We start from the raw sequence: 22,720 nt of genomic DNA, 5'->3' as shown, positions 1-22,720 counted from the left end.
GTGTGGCAGGTGCAGTGGAGAGTTTTTCGGCGGGGAGATGGGCGAGGAGGTGGATGGCGACTGGCGTGGGGATGCGAGCTGAGGCGGGCGGCGGATCTGGCCGGGTGTCCACCCTTCTGGCCTGTTGGTAGCCGTCGGCGGCAAGTTCACCGGCGCGTTCAGCCGATGGGACGGGTGCTGTGGATGTTCGGGATCGGCTGTGCCCGTGTACGGCGGCGATGAGCCGGCGCCCCGGCTCGGGCGCGGCTCGGGGTCACCGGATTCAGGGCGGTCGTCGGCAGCGGAGGGCGGAGTCGGCTGGTGCATGGGCGGCTTCTTCTGCGCTCTGTGCGCCGCAGACGTGTTCGGCGCCGGATGGACGGTTCCGGAAGGACAAGGGCTGTCCGGCGACACGACCCGTTCAGGCGTTCCGCCACTCAGGTGAACGGAGCCGGGCTCGTCCTGGTCACGCCCGCGGCCCGGGAAGCCGACCGAATGGCGGCTCGGCGGAGGAGACGAACAGCCGGCGCCATTCGCTCCGTCCAAGTGGCCGCCGACCCGGCGCACGGTCCGTCCACCACACGCGCCCGTTTCTCGCGCCGCCTGCCCCTCGGTGAGTCCAGCGCCGCCCCGCGTGCTGGGGACACTGACCGCGTGTGGAGTCGCCGCCCGCAACCGGACGGCCCGGTGGAACCAAGCTCCGAACGCACCGAGTCGACCGCTGGACCGGCGGGGCCGTTCTCCGCTCCCCCAGCCCTTGATCACCCGTCCCCCTCAACGCCGTTGCTCCCCGGCTGCGGCGCCTCCGAGCAGGTGTCGTAACGCTGCGAACCACCCTTCCTAGGAGCCCGTGCACGTGTGGTGCCGGGGCGTGCGGTGCGCTGCGCCGGTGTGCGCGGATGGGATCCGTCCGTCCCGGATCGGCGGCCGTCCGCGCTCGCGGGACGGGGACGGCCCTCGGCTCCGTCGGCGGTACGCGCGCGTCGCCGACGGCGGGAGGCTACGGGTGAGGCTTCCGCCGGCGCCGGACCGTCGCCGGGATCGCCCGCACCCTGCCGCAGGGAACCGTCGGCGGCCTCAGCGTCGGCGGCCTGCCTTCCAGCACGCGTCACCTCTCCAGCACCCGTCGGTCCTCCAGTGCCCGTCGCCTTGCCAACTCCCGCTGTCTGTGCGACTCCCGCCGCTCCTCCAACTCCCGCCATCTCTTCGGCTTTCGTCACCCTTCCAGCGCCCGTCGCCTCTCCAACCCCAGCTGTCCCTGCGGCGCCTGCAGTTCCTCCAACTCCCGCCACCTCTCCGGCTTCCGTCACCCCTCCAGCGCCTGCGACCTTTCCAACCCCCACCGACCTGCCAGCGCCCGCGACCTCTCCAACTTCCGCCACCCCTGCCCGCCCCACCCGCTCCGCGCGCAAACACCGCCGAATCGACTCCGGGTCCAGGCCCTCGTTGCACGCCTGGTGCAGGAGACGGGCGAACAGGTAGTCGGGGTCTGCGCCCAGGGCCATGGCCAGGGCCTCCCTCGCCTCCAGGTCGTCGCCGGTCGACCAGGCGACCCAGCCGGCGAGGGTGAGCGGAGCCGCGGCGTGCTCGCCGTACGGTCCGACGCAGCGGCGGGCCAGTGCGCGCCAGAGGCGCAGGGCCGGTACCGCGTCGTCGCCCTCCATCCATTCGGCGGCGCGGTCGCGGGTCGTACGGTCCTGGAGGCCGAGGATCAGCCTGGCGGCTTCATCGTGGGCGAGCAGTGCGTCGTCGCGGAAGTCCGAGTGGAGTGCACCGGAGACGTGCGGTGCCGCGGCGAAGCGCCTCAGGATCCGCTGGGCGAGGTCCAGCGTCTCCTCCGCCGCGTCCGCGCGGCTGACGTCGTCGAGGATCCTCGGGACCAGATCCATACCGGCGGCGTCCAGGGCGACTTCCTGCTGGAGCGCGGCAGCCGTCTCCCAAGGCAGCAGCCGGGTCCGCAACTCCCTTAGCGTGCCGCGCACTTGGAGCCCCGCGTAGGTCGCCGCCGCGGCCAGTACGGAGGTGCCGGGCAGGCCCATCGGGGAGCCGTCGACCGGACAACACCCCTCGGTCGCGCAGCAGTACGACCAGAAGCGGCCGTCCGAGATGCAGAGCGCCTCGATCACGGTCACGTCGAGTCGGCCGCACTCGGTCCGCAGCTTCTGCACGAGTGGGCCCAGGCGTTGCATGACCTGGCGACCCGACTCTCCCGGCGCCGGTTCCTGACAGACGTAGGCGATCATCTGCTCGGGCTTGGTTCCCCTGCGCTCACTGCCGGTCACGAGGCCGTGGGCCAACTGCCGTGCCACGGAGGCCCAGTCGTCCGCGCCGGCGGGAATGCCGAGCCGGGCCCTGCCGCCGAACCGGCCCCGGCCGTCTTTGTCGTGCAGGGCGACGAGGACGATGCTGTCCTCGGGGCGATACCCGAGCAGATAAGGCAGCGCGTCGGCGAGTTCGGCGGGGGTCCGCAGGGTGACCTGGTGCTCGGCGCCGTGGCGGTCGTACGCCGTGGGGTCGATGTCACCGTTTTCATGGTTTTCGAAGGATCCAGTCGTTTCGCTGTGGTTCGTCATGCGTTGACGATCTCGCGAATCGCAATGTTCCGCTTGAGCCTGTGGATAAGTCCGGTCAGGGACACGCCACATGAGGTTCGGCACGGAACCAACTCAGCCCACGCGCCCCGGACACCTGGACCACCTCGGCGATCACGCGATCACTCCCCTGCCCGGGCCGCACACCTCGGGCAAGAGTCCCTGTAACGAACCTCAGCCCGCCGCGGCGAGAACCAGCGGAAGAACCTGTTCGCTGCCTGCCCGGCGGAGCAGTCGGGCGGCGACCGCGAGTGTCCAGCCGGAGTCGGTGCAGTCGTCCACGAGCAGGACGGGGCCGGGAGAGGCGGCCAGCGCCTCGGCCAGCTCCCCCGAGACGGCGAAGGCGTCGGACAGTGCCCTGAGGCGTTGGGCGGAGTTGCTGCGCCGTGCCGCGTGCGTGCCGTCCGGTCCGGTGTACGTCAGGGTGCCCAGGAGGGGAAGGCGGCCGATGCTCGCGATGCCCTGAGCGAGGGAACCGACCAGTTGCGGGCGGGCCAGGGACGGCACCGCAACGACCCCCACCGGACGGGCGGAGGCGTCCTCGACGTTCGGCGCCCAACCGCCCGTAGAGCGCGCCCAGTCGGCGAGTACCGCCACCGCGGCCTTCAGGACGTCGTCGGGGACCGGGCCGTCGGGCGCGCTGTCGGCCAGCAGCGGGCGCAGCCGGTTGCCCCAGCCGATGTCGGAGAGCCGTCCCAGGGCGCGCCCCGTGGAGCACTGGTCCTTGGCTGGGATACGGCCCTTGAGGTCGACGCCCAGCGCGGCCATCCCGGTCGGCCACATCCGGCGCGGCTCGACCTCCACGCCCGGGCGGTCCAGTTCCTTGGTCGCCCCCGTCAACGTCTCCGCCGAGACCGAGGCATCGATCCAGGCGCCCGCGCAGTTGTCGCAGCGGCCGCACGGCACCGCCCCTTCGTCGTCCAACTGTTGGCGCAGGAACTCCATCCGGCACTGGGACGTACTCACGTAGTCGCGCATGGCCTGTTGCTCGGCCGCGCGCTGCTTGGCCACCCACGTGTACCGCTCGGCGTCGTACACCCACTCCGCGCCCGTGGCAGCCCAGCCGCCCTTCACGCGCCTGACCGCCCCGTCGACATCCAGGACCTTCAGCATCGTCTCCAGGCGACCGCGTCGTAGGTCGACCGCCGTCTCCAGGGCAGGCACGGACAGCGGTCGTCCCGCGTCGGCGAGGGCCGAGAGGGTCTGCCGGACCTGTGTCTCGGGCGGGAAGGCCGTATCGGCGAAGTAGCGCCAGATGGCCTCGTCCTCGCGGCCCGGCAGGAGCAGCACATCGGCGTGGGCCACACCGCGGCCCGCACGGCCCACCTGCTGGTAGTAGGCGATCGGCGAGGAGGGTGAGCCGAGGTGGACCACAAAGCCCAGGTCCGGCTTGTCGTAGCCCATGCCCAGCGCGGACGTGGCGACCAACGCCTTGACCCGGTTCTCCTGGAGGTCGATCTCGGCCTGCAATCGGTCGGCGTTCTCCGTCTTCCCGGTGTACGAGGCCACCTTGAAGCCGCGCTGGCGCAGGAAGGCGGTGGCTTCCTCGGCGGCGGCCACGGTGAGGGTGTAGATGATCCCGGAGCCGGGCAGCTCGTCCAGGTGCTCGGCGAGCCAGCCCAAACGGTGCGCGGCGTCCGGCAGTTGGACCACTCCCAGCCGCAGGCTCTCCCGCTCCAGCGGGCCGCGCAGCACCAGGGCCTCGCCCGCGCCCGTGCCCAACTGCTCGGCCACATCGGCGGTCACGCGCGCGTTGGCGGTCGCGGTGGTGGCCAGTACCGGTACGCCGGCGGGCAGTTCGGTCAGCATCGCCCGCAGCCTGCGGTAGTCGGGGCGGAAATCGTGCCCCCAGTCGGAGATGCAGTGCGCCTCGTCGACCACCAGGAGGCCGGTCGTAGCGGCGAGCTTGGGCAGCACCTGGTCGCGGAAGTCCACGGAATTCAGCCGCTCCGGGCTCACGAGAAGCACGTCGGTCTCACCCCGTTCGACCTCTCCGTAGATGCTGTCCCACTCCTCCGGGTTGGCCGAGTTGATGGTGTGCGCCCTGATGCCGGCCCGCGCCGCGGACTCGACCTGGTTGCGCATCAGCGCGAGCAACGGCGAGATGATCACCGTGGGACCGGAGCCGCGCCGGCGCAGCAGGGCGGTGGCGACGAAGTACACCGCCGACTTGCCCCAGCCGGTGCGCTGCACCACCAGCGCGCGCCGGCGCTCCTCCACCAGGGCCTCCACCGCCTGCCACTGGTCCTCGCGCAGCCGCGCCGTACCGCTCGGATCACCGACCAGCTCGGCGAGGATGGCGTCGGCTTCGGCACGCAGCTCCTGGTTGCTCATGCCCCCATGCAACCGCACGCCACTGACAACGGCCCAATCCCCCGCCGTGGCGAAGCGCGCGGAGACCCTGGTCCCGCACCAGGGCCGATCGGCTCCCTATGGACCTGCCGCACATCAATGGCGTACGAAAGTGTCGTGCCCGAACGTCCCAGGCGTCGCCGGGCGACGCATTGGGTAGGGATATAAGCCACAGACCATCAGATAAGGGGCCGTGGCCCCATTTGCTCGTTGCCGCATCCCAGTTCGACAGGAAGAATTGAAGTCCGCTCCCCGCACGGCTCGTCCCTGACCCGGTAGGGCTCTGCTGTGGTGCGCGCTCCCCCGAATCCGACCCCGCCCGTAGTGTGGGCGCGTAGCCGAAGGGAGGACCGTGACCTTCGGATTCGCTCCGTCCTCCGCGGCATCCACGTCGACGTCTGCCGACCTGTCCGCCGCTTCCGCCAACCCTCTCGCCCGTCTGCTCGAACCCTCCGAATGGGCCGCCGCCGGAATCCCGTTGCTGCGCAATCCCCGTGAGGTCGTCAGCGGGCTGCACTCCCGGCACGGTCCGAGACCGGCGACCGCGATCGTGGCCGTCCTCGACCCGGACGAGCGACTGCTCGCGAGCGCCTCGTTCGTCCGACGGTCCGCCCCGGCCGACGGCTGGATGTTCCGCAACGCGCTGCTCGCGCAGCTGCGCCGGGTCATCCCGCACGATCTGCGCCGCCGTACCCCGGTGCGCACGGCCGTGCTGCTCTACTGCCGTGAGGGCGACGCGCGTTGGACGGAGGAGGACGGCGCGTGGATGTGGGGGCTGCGTGACGCCTGCACCCTGCACGGGCTGCGCTGCGGGGCCTACATCACGCTGACCCGCGACGGCTGGCAGGTGCTCGGCGAGGGGCGCGGCGGCCGTCGGCCCAGCGCGGACTCCACGCCGGAACCTTTCGCCATGTCCGAGGTACCGCCCCTGCTGCCGCGCACCGGCGGCGCCGCCTCGGAGGTCCTGCGCCGCGTCGCGGCCCGCTGAAACCGGTCCGGGCTCCGCGCCCGGACCGTACGACCCCAGCACCACGGAGTCCTGACGACGCCGAGTCGGGCACACTCCGGTGCCTGCGCACGGGCCAGAAGTACGGCCGCAGCAGGCCCACTTGACCGACCCCGCCAGAAATCCGCGCACGCCGAACACGTCACCGTGCACAGACCGCCGCGACGGCGTTCACCTGACCGCCGTCGCGCTCCGAAAGCCTTCCGGGGGTTCCCGGAACGGCTCAGACGCCCGCGCCCAGCACCGAGTTGATCTGCTGCGGGTCGCCGCAGACGATCAGCAGGGCGCCGGCCCGGCCGAGGGCCAGGGGCAGGGCGGTGGTGGCAACGGCGGCTGCGCCTCCGTTGACGGCGACCACGACGACGGGACGGGATGCCGCCCGGTCCGCGACGGCGGCGTCAGCGTAGAAGACGTCGTCGCGCGCGTCGTGCTGCGCCCAGTAGGAGGCTTCGCCGAAGGACAGTTCGTGGGCGGCCCACGGATGCGGCTCGCCGGTGGTGATCACCAGCACGTCACCGGGGGTACGGCCCGCTTCCAGGAGCAGGTCCACGGCTTCCTCGGCAGCGTCCAGCGCGCCCTCGGCCGAGGCCGGGAGCAGCTGGATCTGCGGGGTCGCCACAGCGGTGTCGGAGGAGGCGGGAACAGCCGGACCCGAGGGTCCGGGCTTGGCCACGGCCACGTCGCGCGGCGTACGTTGCGCCGGCGCCGTGGGCCGCAGGGGGCCGGGACGACCGGGACGCGACGGAGCCGCGGGGCGGGGACCGGGTACAGGGCGGGGGGTCGGCGCGACGCGGCTGCTGGCCGGAGTGGCGCTGGGACCCTGGGCGCTCTCGTGAATCTGAGGCTCCTCGGGAATGAGAGGCATGGGCTGATTTTTATCAAACGCTGGTGCGGCTTGCGGCAGCGGGTGGCACATGAGTGCGAGCGGAACGGTCAGAAGTCGAAACCGAGCTGGCCCTCGATCTTCGGAACGCTTCCCTCCGCCCAGCTGCGGGCCTTCTTGAGGTGCCGCCACTGGGGCAGCGCATCAAGATACGCCCACGACAACCGGTGGTACGGGGTGGGGCCCCGTTCCTCCAGTGCGGCCTTGTGCACGGGCGAGGGATACCCGGCGTTGGCCGCGAAAGCGAAGTCTGCATGGTCGATGCCCAGTTCGGCCATCATTTTGTCGCGCTGAACCTTGGCGATCACCGAAGCGGCCGCGACCGCCACGCACGACTGGTCGCCCTTGATCACCGTACGAACCCGCCAGGGGTCCCCGAGGTAATCGTGCTTCCCGTCGAGGATGACCGCGTCGGGGCGAACCGGCAAGGCCTCCAGGGCACGCACCGCGGCGAGCCGCAGCGCGGCCGTCATCCCCAGGTCGTCGATCTCTTCGTGGGAGGCATGCCCCAAGGCGTACGCCGTGACCCACTTGCGGAGTTCTTCGGCGAGTTCGGTGCGTCGTCTGACCGCGATGAGCTTGGAGTCGGTGAGGCCTTCGGGTGGTCGGCGCAGTCCGGTGACCGCCGCGCAGACGGTGACGGGGCCGGCCCACGCGCCGCGCCCCACCTCGTCGACGCCGGCAATGACCTTGGCCCCGGTCGTGGCGCGGAGTGAGCGCTCGACGGCATGAGTAGGTGGTTCGTACGGCATGGCGCGCTCAGACTACGCCGCCCGGAACCCCCTGCGACACCCGGGTTTCCCGAGGCCCCCGCGAGTCCGTGCCGATCCGGCTTCACGCACCGCCGGGCCGGAGCAGCGGGAGCATCAACTGGTCGAGCATTTCCTCGATGTCACCGTCGGTCCATTCGCTGCCGCACATCTTCGAGCGGTACATCATCATCGCCGGAATGGCGTCCAGCACATAGCCGTTGGAGGCGTCGGAGCGGACCTCGCCTCGCTCTATTCCGCGGTTTACCACCTCGCCGAGCAAGCGGATCATCGGCTCCACGACCCCTTCGAAGATCACGCCGTGGAAGCGCTCCGCCTGCGCCGTGTCGCATTCGTGAATCACCGAGCGCAGAGCGTATCCGGGGCGCGAGTACATCGCGTCGCGCGCCTGCACGCACAACGCCCGCAGATCCTCACGCACGTTCCCGAGATCGGGCGCCTCGTCCAGACGTGGCAGTCCGGCCTGCAGCGCGTCCGCGACCAGGTCTTCCTTCGAGGACCAGCGCCGGTAGACCGCTGCCTTGCCCGTCTGGGCACCGGCGGCGACGCCCTCCATCGTGAGGGCGTTCCATCCGACCGTACTGAGTTGCTCCAACGCGGCGTCCAGGATCGCGCGTTCGAGCACGGCGCCGCGGCGGCGGAGGGAGGCCGTCTGAGCGGGGGCGGCCGTCCAGCCCGAGGTAACCATCTACATCTCTCCAGCGAGCAGTGGAAGTGAGGCTTCCGGGAAACGGGGACACGTCACGCGGCAGCGACGGAGGAGGCGCCGCGCGAAAGCGGCTTAAGTGAACGCTTGCGTTCACTAGCGGGGACTCACTACCGTTGACGCGACAGTGAACGCGAGCGTTCACTAACACACTTGTGGGGGACCCATAGTGACAACCTCTCAGTTGATGAAGGACCCAAAACCGGGAGCGGCCCGCCGGGAGGGACATCCAGGCATCGCACTCGCGGTCATCGCGGCCTGCCAACTCATGGTGGTACTCGACGCGACGATTGTGAACATCGCTCTCCCGCACATTCAAGCCGCGCTCAGCTTCAGCACCACCGACCTCACATGGGTCGTCAGCGCCTACACACTGACCTTTGGCGGCCTGCTGCTTCTCGGCGGCCGGGCCGGCGACATCCTCGGCCGACGCCGGGTGTTCATGACCGGCATCCTGCTCTTCACCTTCGCGTCGCTGCTCGGCGGCCTCGCCCAGGAACCCTGGCAGTTGCTGGCCGCACGCGTCCTGCAGGGCGTGGGTGGCGCGATCGCGTCGCCCACCTCGCTGGCGCTCATCACCACCACGTTCCCCGAAGGCCCGGAGCGGAACAGGGCGTTCGGAGTCTTCGCCGCGGTCTCGGCGGGCGGTGGCGCGATCGGTCTGCTCGCGGGCGGCATGCTCACCGAGTGGCTCGACTGGCGCTGGGTGTTCTTCGTCAACCTGCCGATCGGCCTGCTGATCGCCGTCCTCACGCCGCTGTACATCAGCGAGTCCGAACGGCACACCGGCCGCTTCGACATCGCGGGCGCGCTGACCTCGACGGCGGGCATGGCGTCGCTCGTGTACGGCTTCATCCGCGCGGCGGACCAGGGTTGGCGCGACAGCCTGACCATCGGTTCCTTCGCCGCGGCCGTCGTCCTGCTGCTGGCCTTCGTGATCACCGAGAACCGGGCGAAGGAACCGATCACCCCGCTCAGGATGTTCGCCGACCGCAATCGCTCGGGCACCTACGTGATCATGCTGAGCCTGGCCGCCGCGATGTTCGGCATGTTCTTCTACATCGTGCTCTTCGTGCAGAACGTGCTGGGGTACACCCCGATCCAGGCCGGTCTCGCCTTCCTGCCGGTGACCGTCGTGATCGCGGCCGGCGCGGGACTGTCCCAACGGTTCCTGCCGACGTTCGGGCCACGGCCGTTCATGCTCGTCGGCTCGGCTCTCGCGGTCATCGGGCTGACCTGGCAGACCCTGATCAGCTCGGACAGTTCGTACGCCGGTGGCGTGCTCGGCCCGATGCTGGTGTTCGGCTTCGGGATGGGACTGAACTTCGTCACGCTGACGGTGACCGCCGTCTCCGGTGTCGCCCAGCACGAGGCGGGCGCGGCCTCCGCGCTGCTCAACACCATGCAGCAGGTGGGCGGTTCGCTCGGGCTGTCCATCCTCACGACGGTGTTCGGCTCGGCCAGCAAGGACGAGGCGAAGAAGCAGCTGCCGAAGTTCCTGGCCGACGGATCGGCGGAGCAGAAGGATGCCTTCTCCAAGACGCACCAACTGCCGGCGCCGTGGGGGCACGAGGTGCTCGCGCACGGAATCTCGACGGCCTTCATCCCGGCCGCCGCGATGGCCGTACTCGCCCTGGTCACCGCCTGGTTGGTGATCCGGGTCCGCAAGAGCGACCTCGAGGCCCTCGCGGGCACGGCGGGTCCGGGGATCGGCTGACCGGCCGGGCCCGACCAGGGCCCGGCCGACAGTCACCGACGAAAACCTCATGACCCGCCCCCCTGCAACTGTCGTGTCCTGTCTGCCCGTGCGGACTCATGTGCCACACAGCAGCTACCAGGACAACGGCCATTCGGTCACGGAGAGTTCCCGGCAAGCACAGAGAGTTTTCGGTGCGTGCGGGCGGCACCGCCCTGATGAGCAGTCGAAGGCGTCAGACGGACGTCGGAACCCAGCCCGGCAGCGCCTCCGTCTGCTCCACCCACCCGGCGGGCGGCCTCCCCGCCTTCTCGCCGGCGATCACACCGCCCACGATGGCGCAGTTGGTGTCCACATCCCCGCCGACCTGGGAGGTGGCCCAGAACGCCTCTTCGTAGTCGCCGAGGCCGCGTGCCGCCGACCAGAGCGCGAAGGGGACCGTGTCGTGAGCGGACGTACGGCGTCCGCAGCCCAGTACGGCCGCGACGGTGCCCGGATCGGCGTAGTCGAGCATGTCCCGGGCGCGCCGCAGGCCCGCGCCGACGGCGCTCTTCGGTACGAGTGCGACGACGCCGTCGAGGAGTTCCCCGGGGCCGGGCGGGCCACCGGGGGCCGCGGCCAGTGCGGCGGCCGCGGCGACGGCCATGGCGCCGACCACGGCCTCACGGTGCTGGTGCGTGGGGTAGGCGGAGATCTCCGCCTGGTGGGTCGCCTGCTCGGGGTCGTCCGCGTACCAGGCGCCCAGGGGCGCGATGCGCATCGCCGCGCCGTTGCCCCACGACCCCTGTCCGTTGAAGAGCGCGGCGGACAGTTCACGCCAGTCGCCGCCCTCGCGGACGAGGCGCAACAGCCGGTTGACGGCGGGGCCGTAGCCGCGGTCGAAGTCGTGGTGTTCCGCGAACGAGTGCGCCAGGGCGTCCTGGTCGATGCGGTGGTGGGCTGCCAGGACGGCTACCACGGAGCAGGCCATCTCCGTGTCGTCCGTCCACTGCCAAGGCCCCGGGGGCAGTTCGCGGCGCTTGAGCAGCGGGTAGTTCACGGGGACGAAGAACTGTGAGCCCAGCGCGTCGCCCACGGCGAGTCCACGCAAGCTGGCCAGGGCGCGGTCCAGGCGTACATCGGGCGAACTGGAAGAGGTAAGAGAAACAGACGGGTCGGGAGTGTCGGAAGAGGAGTCAGGGATCATCGGTCGGCAACTCTATCCGGTGATCCCGTACGGCTCGGGGTCTCGCCAGCTGTCGAACGGCCGGTCCAGCGCGTACCTGCCGTCGTCTCCCAGAACGAGCATCCGCATCTCGGCGTTCCCCGGATTCGACAGCGACTCGAACTCGGCGACCGTCCAGTGGAACCAGCGCATGCAGAACAGCCGCATCGCCAGGCCGTGCGTCACCAGGAGCACGTTCGGCGGATGGTCCGGGGCCTCGAAACTGCGGTACAGGCTCTCCAGGAAGCCGCCCACCCGGTCGTAGACGTCGGCGCCGGACTCGCCCTGGGCGAAGCGGTAGAAGAAGTGCCCGTACGCGTCCCGGTACGCCTTCTGGAGGCGTACGTCATCGCGGTCCTGCCAGTTCCCCCAGTCCTGTTCACGCAGCCGGGGTTCCTCGCGTACGCGGACGAGGTCGGGATCGAGATGGAAGGCGCGGAAGGTCTCGTGCGTGCGGCGGTACGGGGAGACGTACACGCTGAGGCGCTCGCGACCGAACACCTCCCGCAACCGCTTTCCGGTCTCCTCCGCCTGTCGCCAGCCCTGGTCGGTCAGCGCCAGGGAATGGTCGGGTTCACGCTCGTAGACGGTGTCATCAACATTGCCCGTTGACTCGCCGTGCCGGACAAGGACGATGCGCCGTGGTCGTGCCATGCCAAAACCCTAGATCCAGTGACGGGATATCGAGCACTCGTACGGGCTCCATACGGCGTAGGTCACACGAATTGTGTCCGATGAGCCACATAGGGACGCACGATTCACACATTGGGACGCCGACGGCGTCAGTTCGGATTTCAAACCGTCCAGGACGGTTCCAGTTGCACGATGTCCCCCGTGAGGGACACGACGTCCGCCTCGATCTGGGCCCGCAGCGCGAGCCGCTCCACCCGCTCGGTGCGGTACTTGCCGTGCTCGGCGGCCGAGTGCCACATCGACAGCACCATGAACTCGTGTTCCGGAGCCTCGCCGAAAAGCCCGCGGAGCATGCCGGGGGAACCGGCCATCGCCGGGTTCCAGACCTTCTCCTGCATCAGCGTGAAGTGCTCGGCGCGCTCCTCGTGGACACGGCACAGGGCCACCCGCACCAGGTCGGCGTCGGTGAAGCGCGGTTCGAAGCCGGTCTTCACGTCGAAGCGGTGATCGAACAGCTTGACCTGCGCATCCTTGAAGGTGCCCGCCTGGGCCGACGCCAGCCGGTCGTGGGATCGGGCCATGAAGGAGTCGTAGAAGGCGCGGCTTTCCCAGAACGCGAAAATGTGTGCCACCCCTGGCCGCGCTCTGCTCCAGCCTCCCCCCTGTCCCCGAAATCCCGGCTCCCCCAGAAGCCCCGCCCACTTTCGCTGCCCGCGCTCGAAGCCGCGGCGGTCTATCACGGTGCAGCGAATCCACTTGACCAGCACCGCGCCATCGTAAGGCCACGGAGCGTGGCGCCGGTCACGCTCCGGCTGAGATCGTCGGCGCATGCGCCCCCGCGCGCGTGGCACGATGGACAACGCACGCTGATCGCCCAGTAGTTGGGGCGCGCGATCGAGGCGAACGGGGAAGGGGAACTGTGGTGAACGGCCTCAACAAGGGGATCCGCAAGGCCGAAGTCGGGCTCCAGTGGGATCCGAGTCCCACCGGGCAGCCGCCCGTCGATCTGGACATCGTCGCCACCACGTATGTGGCGGGCGATCTGTACGGCGCTCCCGCGTACGCGGTGCACTTCGACAGCCGCTCGCCCGACGGCACCATTTATCTCAACCGGGACAGCAAGGACGGCAAGGGCTTCGGCTGGGACGAGGTCATGACGCTGGAGCTCGACCGGCTCGCCGACCGGTACGCGCGCGTGGTGGTCGGTGTCGTCATCCAACAGCGGGTCACCCACCGCACGTTCGTCAATGTCCTCAACCCGAAGCTGCGCATCCGCGAGGGGTACACCATCCTCACCGAGGACGACTTCGGTGACGTCCTCGGTGCTACGGCGGCGACGGTCGGGGAGTTCGTCCGGGACGAGTCCGGAAGCTGGGACTTCCATCCCGGCATCCGGGGCTTCGAGGACGACCCCGCGACCTTCACCAGGACGATGGGCAGGGCACAGCAGCCCTGAGCCCGTCACGGACGGCGCGTCAGCCGGCGGTCCAGCCCGGGACCGTCGGCAGCACCTCCTCGGCGATGCGGAACAGGGCCTCGTCATCGGGCGGCACATCGTCCTGACGCCAGATGGATATCTCGAAGGAGTCGCCGCCGTCCTGCGGGGTCCTGGAGACCAGCAAGCTGCGGGCGATGCCCCCAGGGCCCGTACTGGCCTTCCCTCCGCCGAGGTTGAAGCTGATCGCGATGGTCTGGTCCGAGTAGAGAACGGCTGGGTGCCCCAGGACCATCTTCACCTCCGAGCTGGAGTCCACGTACCGGGCCGCCTGGGCGACGGGAACGTCGTCGTAGGACGCCGACAGCCGCACGGAGTAGGTCTTCAGGTCTACGTCGGCCTCGGGGCTGGCGATCTTGGTGCCACCGGCGAGAGTCATCCAGCCCGCGCTGCCCGACGCGGTCTCCGCGTGTTCGTCCGGAGTCCCCAGCAGCGCCGGAAGGTCCGTGCGGTTCAGCGCCGTACAGAGCACCGTCGGCGAGACGTACTTCGCCGGCAGGGCGTTGTCCGTGCTCGCCGAGCAGGTCGCCGGTGCGCTGTCTCGTGACGTCGTCTTCGGCAGGACTCCCCCAAGTCCCCACATACCGCCCACGACACCACCGACCACCACCACTGCCGCGACTGCCTGGGCCCCCGCCCTCATACCTCTTTCGGGTTCGACGGAATCGTCGACCATGCCCCCACCCTCCCCTGTGCGCACGCTATGCGCGTCGAGGGAGATTAACCGCTGATCGTTCCGCTGGGAAACCGGATTCGCCGTGGGCCGGGACATGCTGAGGGCAGCGGAGTCCTGATACCGACTCCGCCGCCCTGACCAGCTAGTTCACTTCAAGCAGATGCAGTTGATCAGCTGCAGCCGCTGGTCGAGCCGCACCCCTCGCAGATGTAGCAGGAACCGGCCCGCTGCATCTTCGTACCGCAGGAGAAGCAGAGCGGGGCGTCGGCCTGGATGCCCAGCTGCATCTCCACCAGCTCGGCGCTGGTGTGCGCCTGCTGCGGAGCGGGCTTGGCAGCCTCGACCACGGCCTTCGGCGCGGCCACGGCCTTCAACTCCTGGGCGCGCGGCGCCGACTGGGCCAGGCCTTCTACGTCGACCTCGACATCGTCGATGGATGGCTCGTACGAACCGGTCTCCAGGTGACGCTGACGCTCCTCGGCGGAGTGGATGCCGAGCGCGGAGCGCGTCTCGAAGGGCAGGAAGTCGAGCGCCAGGCGGCGGAAGATGTAGTCGACGATCGACTGCGCCATCCGCACGTCCGGGTCGTCCGTCATACCGGCCGGCTCGAAGCGCATGTTCGTGAACTTGGAGACGTACGTCTCCAGGGGCACGCCGTACTGCAGGCCTACGGAGACGGCGATCGAGAAGGCGTCCATCATGCCCGCGAGGGTCGAGCCCTGCTTCGACATCTTCAGGAAGACCTCGCCGAGACCGTCGTCCGGGTAGGAGTTGGCGGTCATGTAGCCCTCGGCGCCGCCGACCGTGAAGGAGGTCGTGATGCCCGGGCGGCCCTTGGGGAGACGCTTGCGGACGGGGCGGTACTCGACGACCTTCTCGACCGCGGTACGGATGGTCTCCTCGGCCTTGGCGGTGACCTCGACCTTCTCCTTCTCCTTGGTCTTGGCAGAGAGGGGCTGGCCGACCTTGCAGTTGTCGCGGTAGATCGCGAGCGCCTTGACGCCCAGCTTCCACGCCTCGAAGTAGACCTCTTCGACGTCCTCGACGGTCGCCGTCTCCGGCAGGTTGACCGTCTTGGAGAGCGCGCCGGAGATCCAGGGCTGGATGGCCGCCATCATGCGGACGTGGCCCATCGCGGAGATGGATCGCTCGCCCATGGCGCAGTCGAACACCTCGTAGTGCTCCTGCTTGAGCCCCGGGGCGTCGATCACATTGCCGTTGTCGGCGATGTGGGCGACGATCGCCTCGATCTGCTCCTCCTGGTAGCCCATGCGACGCAGGGCCTGCGGGACGGTGCCGTTGACGATCTGCATCGAGCCGCCGCCGACCAGCTTCTTGAACTTGACCAGGGCGAGGTCGGGCTCAAGTCCGGTGGTGTCGCAGGACATCGCGAGACCGATGGTGCCGGTCGGGGCGATGACGGACGCCTGCGAGTTACGGAAACCGTTCTTCTCGCCGAGGCGCAGCACGTCCTGCCAGGACTCCGTGGCAGCGGCCCAGATGGGCGTGTCCAGGTCGTCCGCGCGCGGGGCCACGGCGTTGGCGTCGGCGTGCTGCTTCATGACGCGCAGGTGCGGCTGCTCGTTGCGGGCGTAGCCGTCGTACGCGCCGACTACCGCGGCGAGTTCGGCGGAGCGCTTGTACGAGGTGCCGGTCATCAGGGAGGTGATGGCACCGGCGAGGGCACGGCCGCCGTCGGAGTCGTAGGCGTGGCCGGTCGCCATCAGCAGGGCGCCGAGGTTGGCGTAGCCGATGCCGAGCTGGCGGAACGCGCGCGTGTTCTCGCCGATCTTCTGCGTCGGGAAGTCCGCGAAGCAGATGGAGATGTCCATCGCGGTGATGACGAGCTCGACAACCTTGGCGAAGCGCTCGACCTCGAAGGACTGGAGGCCCTTGCCGTCGTCCTTGAGGAACTTCATCAGGTTCAGCGAGGCGAGGTTGCAGGACGTGTTGTCCAGGTGCATGTACTCGCTGCACGGGTTCGAGCCGTTGATACGGCCGGACTCCGGGCACGTGTGCCACTGGTTGATGGTGTCGTCGTACTGGATGCCCGGGTCGGCACAGGCCCAGGCGGCCTCGGCCATCTTGCGGAAGAGCTCCTTGGCGTCGACCTCCTCGATGACCTCGCCGGTCATGCGGGACGTCAGGCCGAACTTGTCGCCGTTCTCCACGGCCTTCATGAACGTGTCGTTCACGCGGACCGAGTTGTTGGCGTTCTGGTACTGCACCGACGTGATGTCGTCGCCGCCCAGGTCCATGTCGAAGCCCGCGTCACGCAGGGCGCGGATCTTCTCCTCTTCCTTGACCTTGGTCTGGATGAAGTCCTCGATGTCGGGGTGGTCGACGTCCAGGATGACCATCTTGGCCGCGCGGCGGGTGGCGCCACCGGACTTGATGGTTCCCGCGGAGGCGTCGGCGCCGCGCATGAAGGAGACCGGACCCGAGGCGTTGCCACCCGAGGAGAGCAGCTCCTTGGAGGAGCGGATGCGGGACAGGTTCAGGCCGGCGCCGGAGCCGCCCTTGAAGATCATGCCCTCTTCCTTGTACCAGTCGAGGATCGACTCCATGGAGTCGTCGACGGCCAGGATGAAACAGGCCGAGACCTGCTGGGGCTGCGGGGTCCCGACGTTGAACCAGACGGGGCTGTTGAAGCTGAAGACCTGGTGCAGGAGGGCGTACGCCAGCTCGTGCTCGAAGATCTCGGCGTCGGCGGGCGAGGCGAAGTACTTGTGGTCCTCGCCGGCCTTCCGATACGTCTTCACGATGCGGTCGATGAGCTGCTTGAGGCTCACCTCACGCTGCGGGGTGCCCACAGCACCGCGGAAGTACTTGCTGGTGACGATGTTGACCGCGTTCACCGCCCACTCGGCGGGGAACTCGACGCCACGCTGCTCGAAATTGACCGAGCCGTCGCGCCAGTTGGTCATGACGACGTCACGACGCTCCCACTCCACCTCGTCGTACGGGTGCACGCCGGGGGTGGTGTGAATACGCTCGATGCGCAGTCCCTTGGTGGTCTTGGTTCCCTTCGCGCGGGAACCTCGTGCCGGACCGCTCGCCGTCTCTGTCATGCCGCCTCCCTCTACAGGCAAAAACGCCCGAAAATGCCACGATGTTCCCGTGGCAGAGTGTTTGTCTGATGCCGCGGGCGCCCACAGCTCATGGCCCCGCAACAAGTCCTGATTCGCCGCCGCCCGACCGGACCCGGGGTCTCCGCCCGGTTCCGGCCCGTCGGTCAGTCGGCGGAGTGGGCGGGCACGGGGACCTGAAGAGTCCCTCCGGTCCCGCCGTCGTCTTCCTGGCTCCCCGATACCGCGTCTTCGTCGTCCGCGGCGGGGCCTGGGGTCACTTCGCGCAGCTCCACGATCGCGGCCTCGAAGTCCTCGAGCGAGTTGAACGCCCGGTAGACGGAGGCGAATCGCAGATAGGCGACGAGGTCGAGTTCCTGCAACGGGCCGAGTATGGCCAGCCCGACGTCATGGGTGGTCAGTTCGGCACTTCCGGTGGCCCGCACCGCCTCTTCGACCCGCTGGCCGAGCTGAGCGAGCGCGTCCTCGGTGACAGGCCGTCCCTGGCATGCCTTGCGCACACCGTTGATGACCTTGGTACGGCTGAAAGGCTCGGTGACTCCGGACCGCTTGACCACCATGAGCGAGCACGTCTCCACGGTCGTGAAACGACGGGAGCAGTCAGGGCACTGGCGGCGCCGGCGGATCGACGTGCCGTCGTCGGTCGTACGACTGTCGACGACACGGCTGTCGGGGTGCCTGCAGAAGGGGCAGTGCATGGTCTCCAACCCTCCCTCACAGCAGACTCAATAGCCTCGTGAGACCCCTTGGGCCCCTCGAAGCAGCCCCCAGCATAGGCGATGACCGAGACTCTGGAGACCCGGGGGACCACAACTTCTGGGCTGCTGCCGCAATCCAACCACTAGATGTGGTGATTGGCTCACACAAACACGCCACACGCGCGTGTCGCACCCGTATTGGCATGTGCCATAGGACCGTCCCGCCACCCCGAACACGCGGGCGCACAGCCGTACCGCCAGGCCACTTACGGAGATACCGTGAGCGCGGCACGGAGGAGGCGTGGGGCTCCCGCACAGAACGGGACCGGCCCCTGACCGCCGGGACACCGGGTGGCAGACTGAGGCGACAACCCATGAGGTCACCACCCCGGCGGCGAAGAGTACAACAATGGGCCCTTTTGTCCGCCAGGTGCCGCGTTGGCCATACACCCAGACGCGTGATCACAACAGGCTATCTGCACTTTTTCACTCGAACGTGTGTTTGGCGCAACCTTTCGAAAGCAACTACCGTTGTCCAGCAGGGAGACCATCGAGAGGGGCCGACGTGACCACCACCGCAGACAGTGCCACCATCACTGCCCAGGATCGCTCCCAGGGCCGACTCGAGCCGGTGCATGCAATGAACGAAGCCGCGAATCCCGAGGGACACAAGCGCTCCCTGCCGGGCCGACCTCCCGGTATCCGGGCGGACAGCTCCGGGCTCACGGACCGGCAGCGCCGGGTGATCGAGGTCATCAGGGACTCGGTGCAGCGACGGGGCTACCCGCCGTCGATGCGCGAGATCGGCCAGGCCGTGGGCCTGTCCAGCACATCCTCGGTCGCACACCAGCTGATGGCACTGGAGCGCAAGGGCTTCCTGCGCCGCGACCCGCACCGCCCGCGCGCGTACGAGGTCCGCGGCTCGGACCAGTCCTCGTCGGTGCAGCCCACGGACACCGCGGGCAAACCGGCCGCGTCATACGTCCCGCTGGTCGGCCGGATCGCCGCCGGTGGCCCGATCCTCGCCGAGGAGTCGGTCGAGGACGTCTTCCCCCTCCCCCGCCAACTGGTCGGTGACGGTGAGCTGTTCGTCCTCAAGGTCGTCGGTGACTCGATGATCGAGGCCGCGATCTGTGACGGCGACTGGGTCACCGTGCGCCGCCAGCCGGTCGCCGAGAACGGCGACATCGTGGCCGCCATGCTGGAGGGCGAGGCCACCGTCAAGCGCTTCAAGCGCGAGGACGGCCACGTCTGGCTCCTCCCGCACAACTCGGCCTACGAGCCGATCCCCGGCGACGACGCGACGATCCTCGGCAAGGTGGTGGCAGTGCTGCGGCGCGTGTGACGGCTGCGGCGGGCGGGCCTCATCGGCCCGGCCCCCTGACCGGACCCCGGGACCCCTGCGCCGGTTCCGGGGTCCTGTGCTGCGCGGGCCCCGGTGTCGGCCGGTCGTCGAGATCCGGTGCCGGTCGTCGATCCTGTGTTGACCCGGCGTACCGGGCCAACACCGCCCCGGATCACTCCGCTTCGGCTTCCTCCTGCTTCGCCTTCGCGTCGATCGCGGCCAGCGACCTCCGGGCCTGGTTACGGTCCGTCGTGTACCAGAAGTCGGGCAGTGACGCCTTGAGATAGCTGCCGTAGCGGGCGGTGGCGAGTCGCTGATCGAGGACGGCGACCACGCCCCGGTCCCCCGACGCGCGGACGAGACGGCCGGCGCCCTGGGCCATGAGGAGCGCCGCGTGCGTGGCGGCCACCGCCATGAAGCCGTTGCCCCCGGCGTCCTCAACTGCCTTCTGGCGGGCGCTCATCAGCGGGTCGTCAGGTCGCGGGAACGGGATCTTGTCCATGACGACCAGCTGACAGCTGGCTCCGGGGACGTCGACGCCCTGCCAGAGCGACAGCGTGCCGAAGAGGCAGGTCTTCGGGTCGGCCGCGAAGTTCTTGATCAGCTCGCCGAGCGTCTCCTCGCCCTGGAGCAGGATCGGGTACTCGGGGATACGGGAGCGCAGTTCCTCGGCGGCGAGTTGGGCGCCCCGCATCGAGGAGAAGAGGCCCAGGGTGCGACCGCCGGCCGCCTGGATCAGCTCCGTCAACTCGTCCAACATGTCGGCGCGATCGCCGTCCCGCGCGGGGCGCGCGAGGTGCTTGGCGACGTACAGGATGCCCTGCTTCGGGTAGTCGAAGGGTGAGCCCACGTCGACGCCCTTCCACTGCGGCAGGTCGTCGCCGGCGGTGCCCTCGGGGGCGAGGCCCAGGGAGGCGCCTACGCCGTTGAAGTCGCCGCCGAGCTTCAGCGTCGCGGAGGTCAGGGTCACCGAGCGGTCCGTGAAGAGCTTCTCCCTCAGCAGGCCCGACACGGACATGGGGGCGACGCGCAGGGAGGCGCCGAAGCGGTCGTGGCGTTCGTACCAGACGACGTCCCACTCGGAGCCGTTGGTGATCCGCTCCGCCACGTCGTGCACGCTCTCCACGGAGGCCAGTGCCTGCTTACGGACCGCGTCCTCGTCCTGCACGGACTTGTCTCGGGTGGCGCCGATCGCGGAGATCACCGTACGGCAGGCGTCGCGCAGCGCCATGAGGGCGTAACCGAGGTCCTCCGGGATCTCCTCCAGGCGGCCCGGCAGGGCGAGCTCCATCAGCCGCTCGAAGCCCTCGGCGGCGGTCTGGAGCTGATCGGCGGCCTTCTCGTTGGCCAGCTTCGCGGCGCGGCGCACCGCGCGGTTGACCTGGCCGGGTGTGAGCTCGCCGGTGGCAACTCCGGTGACCCGGGAGACCAGTTCATGGGCCTCGTCGACGATCAGCACCTCGTGCTGCGGGAGGACGGGGGCACCCTCGATGGCGTCGATCGCGAGCAGTGCGTGGTTCGTGACGACCACATCGGCGAGCTTGGCGCGCTCACGGGCCGCCTCTGCGAAACACTCCGCCCCGTAAGCGCACTTCTGGGCGCCCAGGCACTCGCGAGAGGACACCGAAATCTGCGCCCACGCGCGGTCGGAGACTCCAGGTGTGAGGTCGTCGCGATCGCCCGTCTCGGTCTCGTCCGTCCAGTCGCGCAGCCGCAGCAGGTCCTGACCCAGCTTGCTGGTGGGGGCGGCCGCCTCGAACTGGTCGAAGAGGCCCTCCTCCTCGTCCTGTGGCATGCCCTCGTGGAGTCGGTGCAGACACAGGTAGTTCGACCTGCCCTTGAGCATCGCGTACTGAGGGCGGCGGCGTAGCAGCGGATGCAGCGCGTCCACCGTGCGCGGCAGGTCGCGCTCCACGAGCTGGCGCTGGAGCGCGAGGGTGGCGGTCGCTACGACCACACGCTCCCCGTGCGCGAGCGCGGGCACGAGGTAGCCGAGCGACTTTCCGGTGCCGGTGCCGGCCTGGACCAGCAGATGGGAGCCGTCGTCGATCGCCTCCGCGACGGCTTCGGCCATGGTCACCTGGCCGGGGCGCTCCGAACCGCCGACGGCAGTGACGGCAGCATGCAGGAGTTCGGGGAGTGAGGGCTTCGTCATAGCCCGACCACCCTACGGGGCGGGACTGACAACCGGGCGATCAAGGCTGGAGGGAGTGGGTGGATCAAGGCCGGGGGCTTTGGGATGGGGATGGTTTTTGTTCGGGTGTCGATCGGGGTTGGTAGGGATCAGGTCGTTTTGATTTCGGTGGAGATTGGTTTGCTCGGTCGGCGGCTGGGTTGGTTCGAGGTGGGCGCGGGTTGTTGAGGTGGGCCCGATCGATTCGGCGGCTCGGGCTGGTTCGGGGGCTCCGCGGGGGCTCGGATTGTTCGGGGATCCGGTCGGATCGGGTGGAGTCAGGTGGGATTGGTTGGGTTCGGTCGGTGGGACTTGTCGGTGGGTTCGGTCGGCGGGGCCAGCCGGTCGGGGCGTGAAGGTCGGTCCGACGACCGCCGAAATCCGATTCGAGGGAGTGGGAACCGGATCGGGCCGAGCGGTGTACCAAAAGTGATGGCGGTGCCACGTGGCGCTACAGCAGATCACGCAAGGAACGGTCTCGGACCATGAGAGCGGCCCGCTTGCCAGGCAGGTCGACCTCGGCGGAGAACCGGAAACCGGCGCTCAGGAAAGCGGACACGGAAGGGGTGTTGCGAATGTCGGGCTCCGCGACGATGCGGGCGCAGGTGGAGCGCTTGTCGAGGACGAGATCGGCAACGGCTCGGAGGAGAGTGCCGCCCAGCCCTCGTGCTCGGTCGGTGACGTCACCGATGAGGAGGTGGATGCCGGTGTCGTGCGGTCGGGCGGGGTAGTGGCGGGCCAAGGGGTCGAGGTCCGCCCGGTAGATCTCCCAGTAGCTCATCGGGGTCCCGTCCAGCACGCCGAGACAGGGAACGCTGCGTCCGTCGCCGGAGAGTTGGGCGTGCAGGTGGTCCTCGGTGAGCGCCTGAGGTCCGGCCAGTTCCCAGAACTCCGCGACAGCAGGGTCGTTCATCCAGCGGTTGATCAGTGGAAGGTCGCGTTCGATGTCGACGCGGAGGAGGTGGAAGGTGCCTGCGGGGGTGTAGGTCGCCCCCCAGTCACCGACGTGGTTGAGGAGGTCGCCGCCGGGCGGGATATAGGAGTTGGGCGAGGTGTCGGAGGCGTGCGGGGCTTCAGAGCCGAAGGCGGGCGGGAGTGCGGACTTGGGCTGGGCTGGGCCTTCCGCGTCCTCCACTGGGCTCCGGTGGCCGATGGTGTCGGCCTCGTCGGGAGCCGTCGGATCGGGGGCGGATGCGTGGTGGGCTGCCGCACGGTGGGCTACCGCGTCAGCCGCATCGGCAGCGTCCGCCTCGGCGCAAAGCGCGATGAACTCCTCGGGCAGGCGGAGGTCGAGGGTGTCCTCGCCGTCCGTATCCGGACTCTGGCTCGCACTCACGGTGGGGCCGGGGGCGGAGCCGGGGACAGTCGCGGTGTCGGCGTTCGTATCGGTGGGAGGCACGGTGACGCTCCTCTCAGGAGATGGG

17 protein-coding genes are annotated in these 22,720 nt (G+C 69.3%); 4 read left to right on the top strand and 13 right to left on the bottom strand.

Features of this window, described 5'->3' with window-relative positions:
* Window positions 1–740 precede the first annotated feature (740 nt).
* On the bottom strand, window positions 741–2,552 hold the full coding sequence (locus tag OG588_RS37020; protein WP_405951024.1) for a DUF4192 domain-containing protein: 1,812 nt from the start codon (window positions 2,550–2,552) through the stop codon (window positions 741–743).
* Between the two features lie 192 nt (window positions 2,553–2,744).
* Window positions 2,745–4,904: a RecQ family ATP-dependent DNA helicase gene (locus OG588_RS37015; protein WP_405951023.1), complete on the bottom strand. Its 2,160-nt coding sequence runs from the start codon at window positions 4,902–4,904 to the stop codon at window positions 2,745–2,747.
* A 370-nt stretch (window positions 4,905–5,274) separates the two neighbouring features.
* Between OG588_RS37015 and OG588_RS37010 the strand changes: the two genes are divergently transcribed.
* Window positions 5,275–5,910 carry a hypothetical protein gene (locus tag OG588_RS37010; protein ID WP_405951022.1) on the top strand — a complete coding sequence of 212 codons (636 nt, stop codon included), beginning with the start codon at window positions 5,275–5,277 and terminating at the stop codon, window positions 5,908–5,910.
* 241 nt (window positions 5,911–6,151) lie between these two features.
* Here OG588_RS37010 and OG588_RS37005 read toward each other — a convergent pair whose 3' ends face one another.
* The 3 genes from OG588_RS37005 to OG588_RS36995 all read right to left on the bottom strand — a co-directional run bounded on the left by OG588_RS37005 (window position 6,152) and on the right by OG588_RS36995 (window position 8,269).
* Entirely contained in the window at window positions 6,152–6,793 is a 642-nt protein-coding gene (locus OG588_RS37005) for a hypothetical protein (protein ID WP_405951021.1), read from the bottom strand.
* A gap of 68 nt (window positions 6,794–6,861) precedes the next feature.
* Window positions 6,862–7,563, bottom strand: a complete 702-nt coding sequence (locus tag OG588_RS37000; protein ID WP_019061004.1) for a ribonuclease HII — start codon at window positions 7,561–7,563, stop codon at window positions 6,862–6,864.
* An 82-nt stretch (window positions 7,564–7,645) separates the two neighbouring features.
* Complete coding sequence (locus tag OG588_RS36995; protein ID WP_366098027.1) at window positions 7,646–8,269, bottom strand: TetR/AcrR family transcriptional regulator; 624 nt, start codon at window positions 8,267–8,269, stop codon at window positions 7,646–7,648.
* Window positions 8,270–8,456: 187 nt separating this feature from the next.
* Here OG588_RS36995 and OG588_RS36990 point away from each other — a divergent pair, with 187 nt between their 5' ends.
* On the top strand, window positions 8,457–10,004 hold the full coding sequence (locus OG588_RS36990) for an MFS transporter (protein ID WP_405951020.1): 1,548 nt from the start codon (window positions 8,457–8,459) through the stop codon (window positions 10,002–10,004).
* A 214-nt stretch (window positions 10,005–10,218) separates the two neighbouring features.
* Here OG588_RS36990 and OG588_RS36985 read toward each other — a convergent pair whose 3' ends face one another.
* The 3 genes from OG588_RS36985 to OG588_RS36975 all read right to left on the bottom strand — a co-directional run bounded on the left by OG588_RS36985 (window position 10,219) and on the right by OG588_RS36975 (window position 12,587).
* Complete coding sequence (locus tag OG588_RS36985; protein ID WP_405951019.1) at window positions 10,219–11,169, bottom strand: ADP-ribosylglycohydrolase family protein; 951 nt, start codon at window positions 11,167–11,169, stop codon at window positions 10,219–10,221.
* A 12-nt stretch (window positions 11,170–11,181) separates the two neighbouring features.
* Window positions 11,182–11,841, bottom strand: a complete 660-nt coding sequence (locus OG588_RS36980; RefSeq protein ID WP_266862851.1) for a histidine phosphatase family protein — start codon at window positions 11,839–11,841, stop codon at window positions 11,182–11,184.
* Between the two features lie 140 nt (window positions 11,842–11,981).
* The gene (locus tag OG588_RS36975) at window positions 11,982–12,587 is read right to left on the bottom strand and encodes a YdbC family protein (RefSeq protein WP_405951018.1); all 606 of its coding nucleotides are present in this window, start codon (window positions 12,585–12,587) and stop codon (window positions 11,982–11,984) included.
* Between the two features lie 155 nt (window positions 12,588–12,742).
* On the opposite strand from OG588_RS36975, the gene OG588_RS36970 reads away from it, so the two are divergent.
* Window positions 12,743–13,276 (top strand): TerD family protein, encoded by a 534-nt coding sequence (locus tag OG588_RS36970; protein ID WP_405951017.1) that lies wholly within the window; start codon window positions 12,743–12,745, stop codon window positions 13,274–13,276.
* Window positions 13,277–13,295: 19 nt separating this feature from the next.
* Here OG588_RS36970 and OG588_RS36965 read toward each other — a convergent pair whose 3' ends face one another.
* From OG588_RS36965 to nrdR, 3 genes are all read right to left on the bottom strand, one after another.
* On the bottom strand, window positions 13,296–13,991 hold the full coding sequence (locus OG588_RS36965; protein ID WP_405951016.1) for a DUF6215 domain-containing protein: 696 nt from the start codon (window positions 13,989–13,991) through the stop codon (window positions 13,296–13,298).
* Between the two features lie 170 nt (window positions 13,992–14,161).
* Window positions 14,162–17,062: a vitamin B12-dependent ribonucleotide reductase gene (locus tag OG588_RS36960; protein WP_405951015.1), complete on the bottom strand. Its 2,901-nt coding sequence runs from the start codon at window positions 17,060–17,062 to the stop codon at window positions 14,162–14,164.
* 164 nt (window positions 17,063–17,226) lie between these two features.
* Entirely contained in the window at window positions 17,227–17,778 is a 552-nt protein-coding gene (nrdR, locus tag OG588_RS36955) for a transcriptional regulator NrdR (RefSeq protein ID WP_019060995.1), read from the bottom strand.
* 565 nt (window positions 17,779–18,343) lie between these two features.
* Between nrdR and lexA the strand changes: the two genes are divergently transcribed.
* Window positions 18,344–19,123 carry a transcriptional repressor LexA gene (gene lexA, locus OG588_RS36950; protein WP_026151025.1) on the top strand — a complete coding sequence of 260 codons (780 nt, stop codon included), beginning with the start codon at window positions 18,344–18,346 and terminating at the stop codon, window positions 19,121–19,123.
* 172 nt (window positions 19,124–19,295) lie between these two features.
* Here lexA and OG588_RS36945 read toward each other — a convergent pair whose 3' ends face one another.
* Window positions 19,296–21,278, bottom strand: coding sequence for an ATP-dependent DNA helicase (locus OG588_RS36945; RefSeq protein ID WP_019060993.1), 1,983 nt, complete (start codon window positions 21,276–21,278; stop codon window positions 19,296–19,298).
* Between the two features lie 469 nt (window positions 21,279–21,747).
* Window positions 21,748–22,695 carry a GNAT family N-acetyltransferase gene (locus tag OG588_RS36940; protein ID WP_405951014.1) on the bottom strand — a complete coding sequence of 316 codons (948 nt, stop codon included), beginning with the start codon at window positions 22,693–22,695 and terminating at the stop codon, window positions 21,748–21,750.
* Window positions 22,696–22,720: the final 25 nt, after the last annotated feature.

Source organism: Streptomyces prunicolor, assembly GCF_045162825.1.
GTDB classification, from domain to species: Bacteria; Actinomycetota; Actinomycetes; order Streptomycetales; family Streptomycetaceae; genus Streptomyces; species Streptomyces prunicolor.
The sequence above is the reverse complement of the archived record's forward strand: the minus strand, read 5'-3'. Positions and strand labels throughout refer to the sequence as shown.

What these genes read in the sequence shown, in the direction of transcription:
- OG588_RS36980 (WP_266862851.1), bottom strand. Translation starts at nt 11,841, where the DNA reads ATGGCACGACCACGGCGCATCGTCCTTGTCCGGCACGGCGAGTCAACG.
- OG588_RS36965 (WP_405951016.1), bottom strand. Translation starts at nt 13,991, where the DNA reads ATGGTCGACGATTCCGTCGAACCCGAAAGAGGTATGAGGGCGGGGGCC.
- OG588_RS37005 (WP_405951021.1), bottom strand. Translation starts at nt 6,793, where the DNA reads ATGCCTCTCATTCCCGAGGAGCCTCAGATTCACGAGAGCGCCCAGGGT.
- OG588_RS37015 (WP_405951023.1), bottom strand. Translation starts at nt 4,904, where the DNA reads ATGAGCAACCAGGAGCTGCGTGCCGAAGCCGACGCCATCCTCGCCGAG.
- OG588_RS36945 (WP_019060993.1), bottom strand. Translation starts at nt 21,278, where the DNA reads ATGACGAAGCCCTCACTCCCCGAACTCCTGCATGCTGCCGTCACTGCC.
- OG588_RS37000 (WP_019061004.1), bottom strand. Translation starts at nt 7,563, where the DNA reads ATGCCGTACGAACCACCTACTCATGCCGTCGAGCGCTCACTCCGCGCC.
- OG588_RS36995 (WP_366098027.1), bottom strand. Translation starts at nt 8,269, where the DNA reads ATGGTTACCTCGGGCTGGACGGCCGCCCCCGCTCAGACGGCCTCCCTC.
- nrdR (WP_019060995.1), bottom strand. Translation starts at nt 17,778, where the DNA reads ATGCACTGCCCCTTCTGCAGGCACCCCGACAGCCGTGTCGTCGACAGT.
- OG588_RS36985 (WP_405951019.1), bottom strand. Translation starts at nt 11,169, where the DNA reads ATGATCCCTGACTCCTCTTCCGACACTCCCGACCCGTCTGTTTCTCTT.
- OG588_RS37020 (WP_405951024.1), bottom strand. Translation starts at nt 2,552, where the DNA reads ATGACGAACCACAGCGAAACGACTGGATCCTTCGAAAACCATGAAAAC.
- OG588_RS36960 (WP_405951015.1), bottom strand. Translation starts at nt 17,062, where the DNA reads ATGACAGAGACGGCGAGCGGTCCGGCACGAGGTTCCCGCGCGAAGGGA.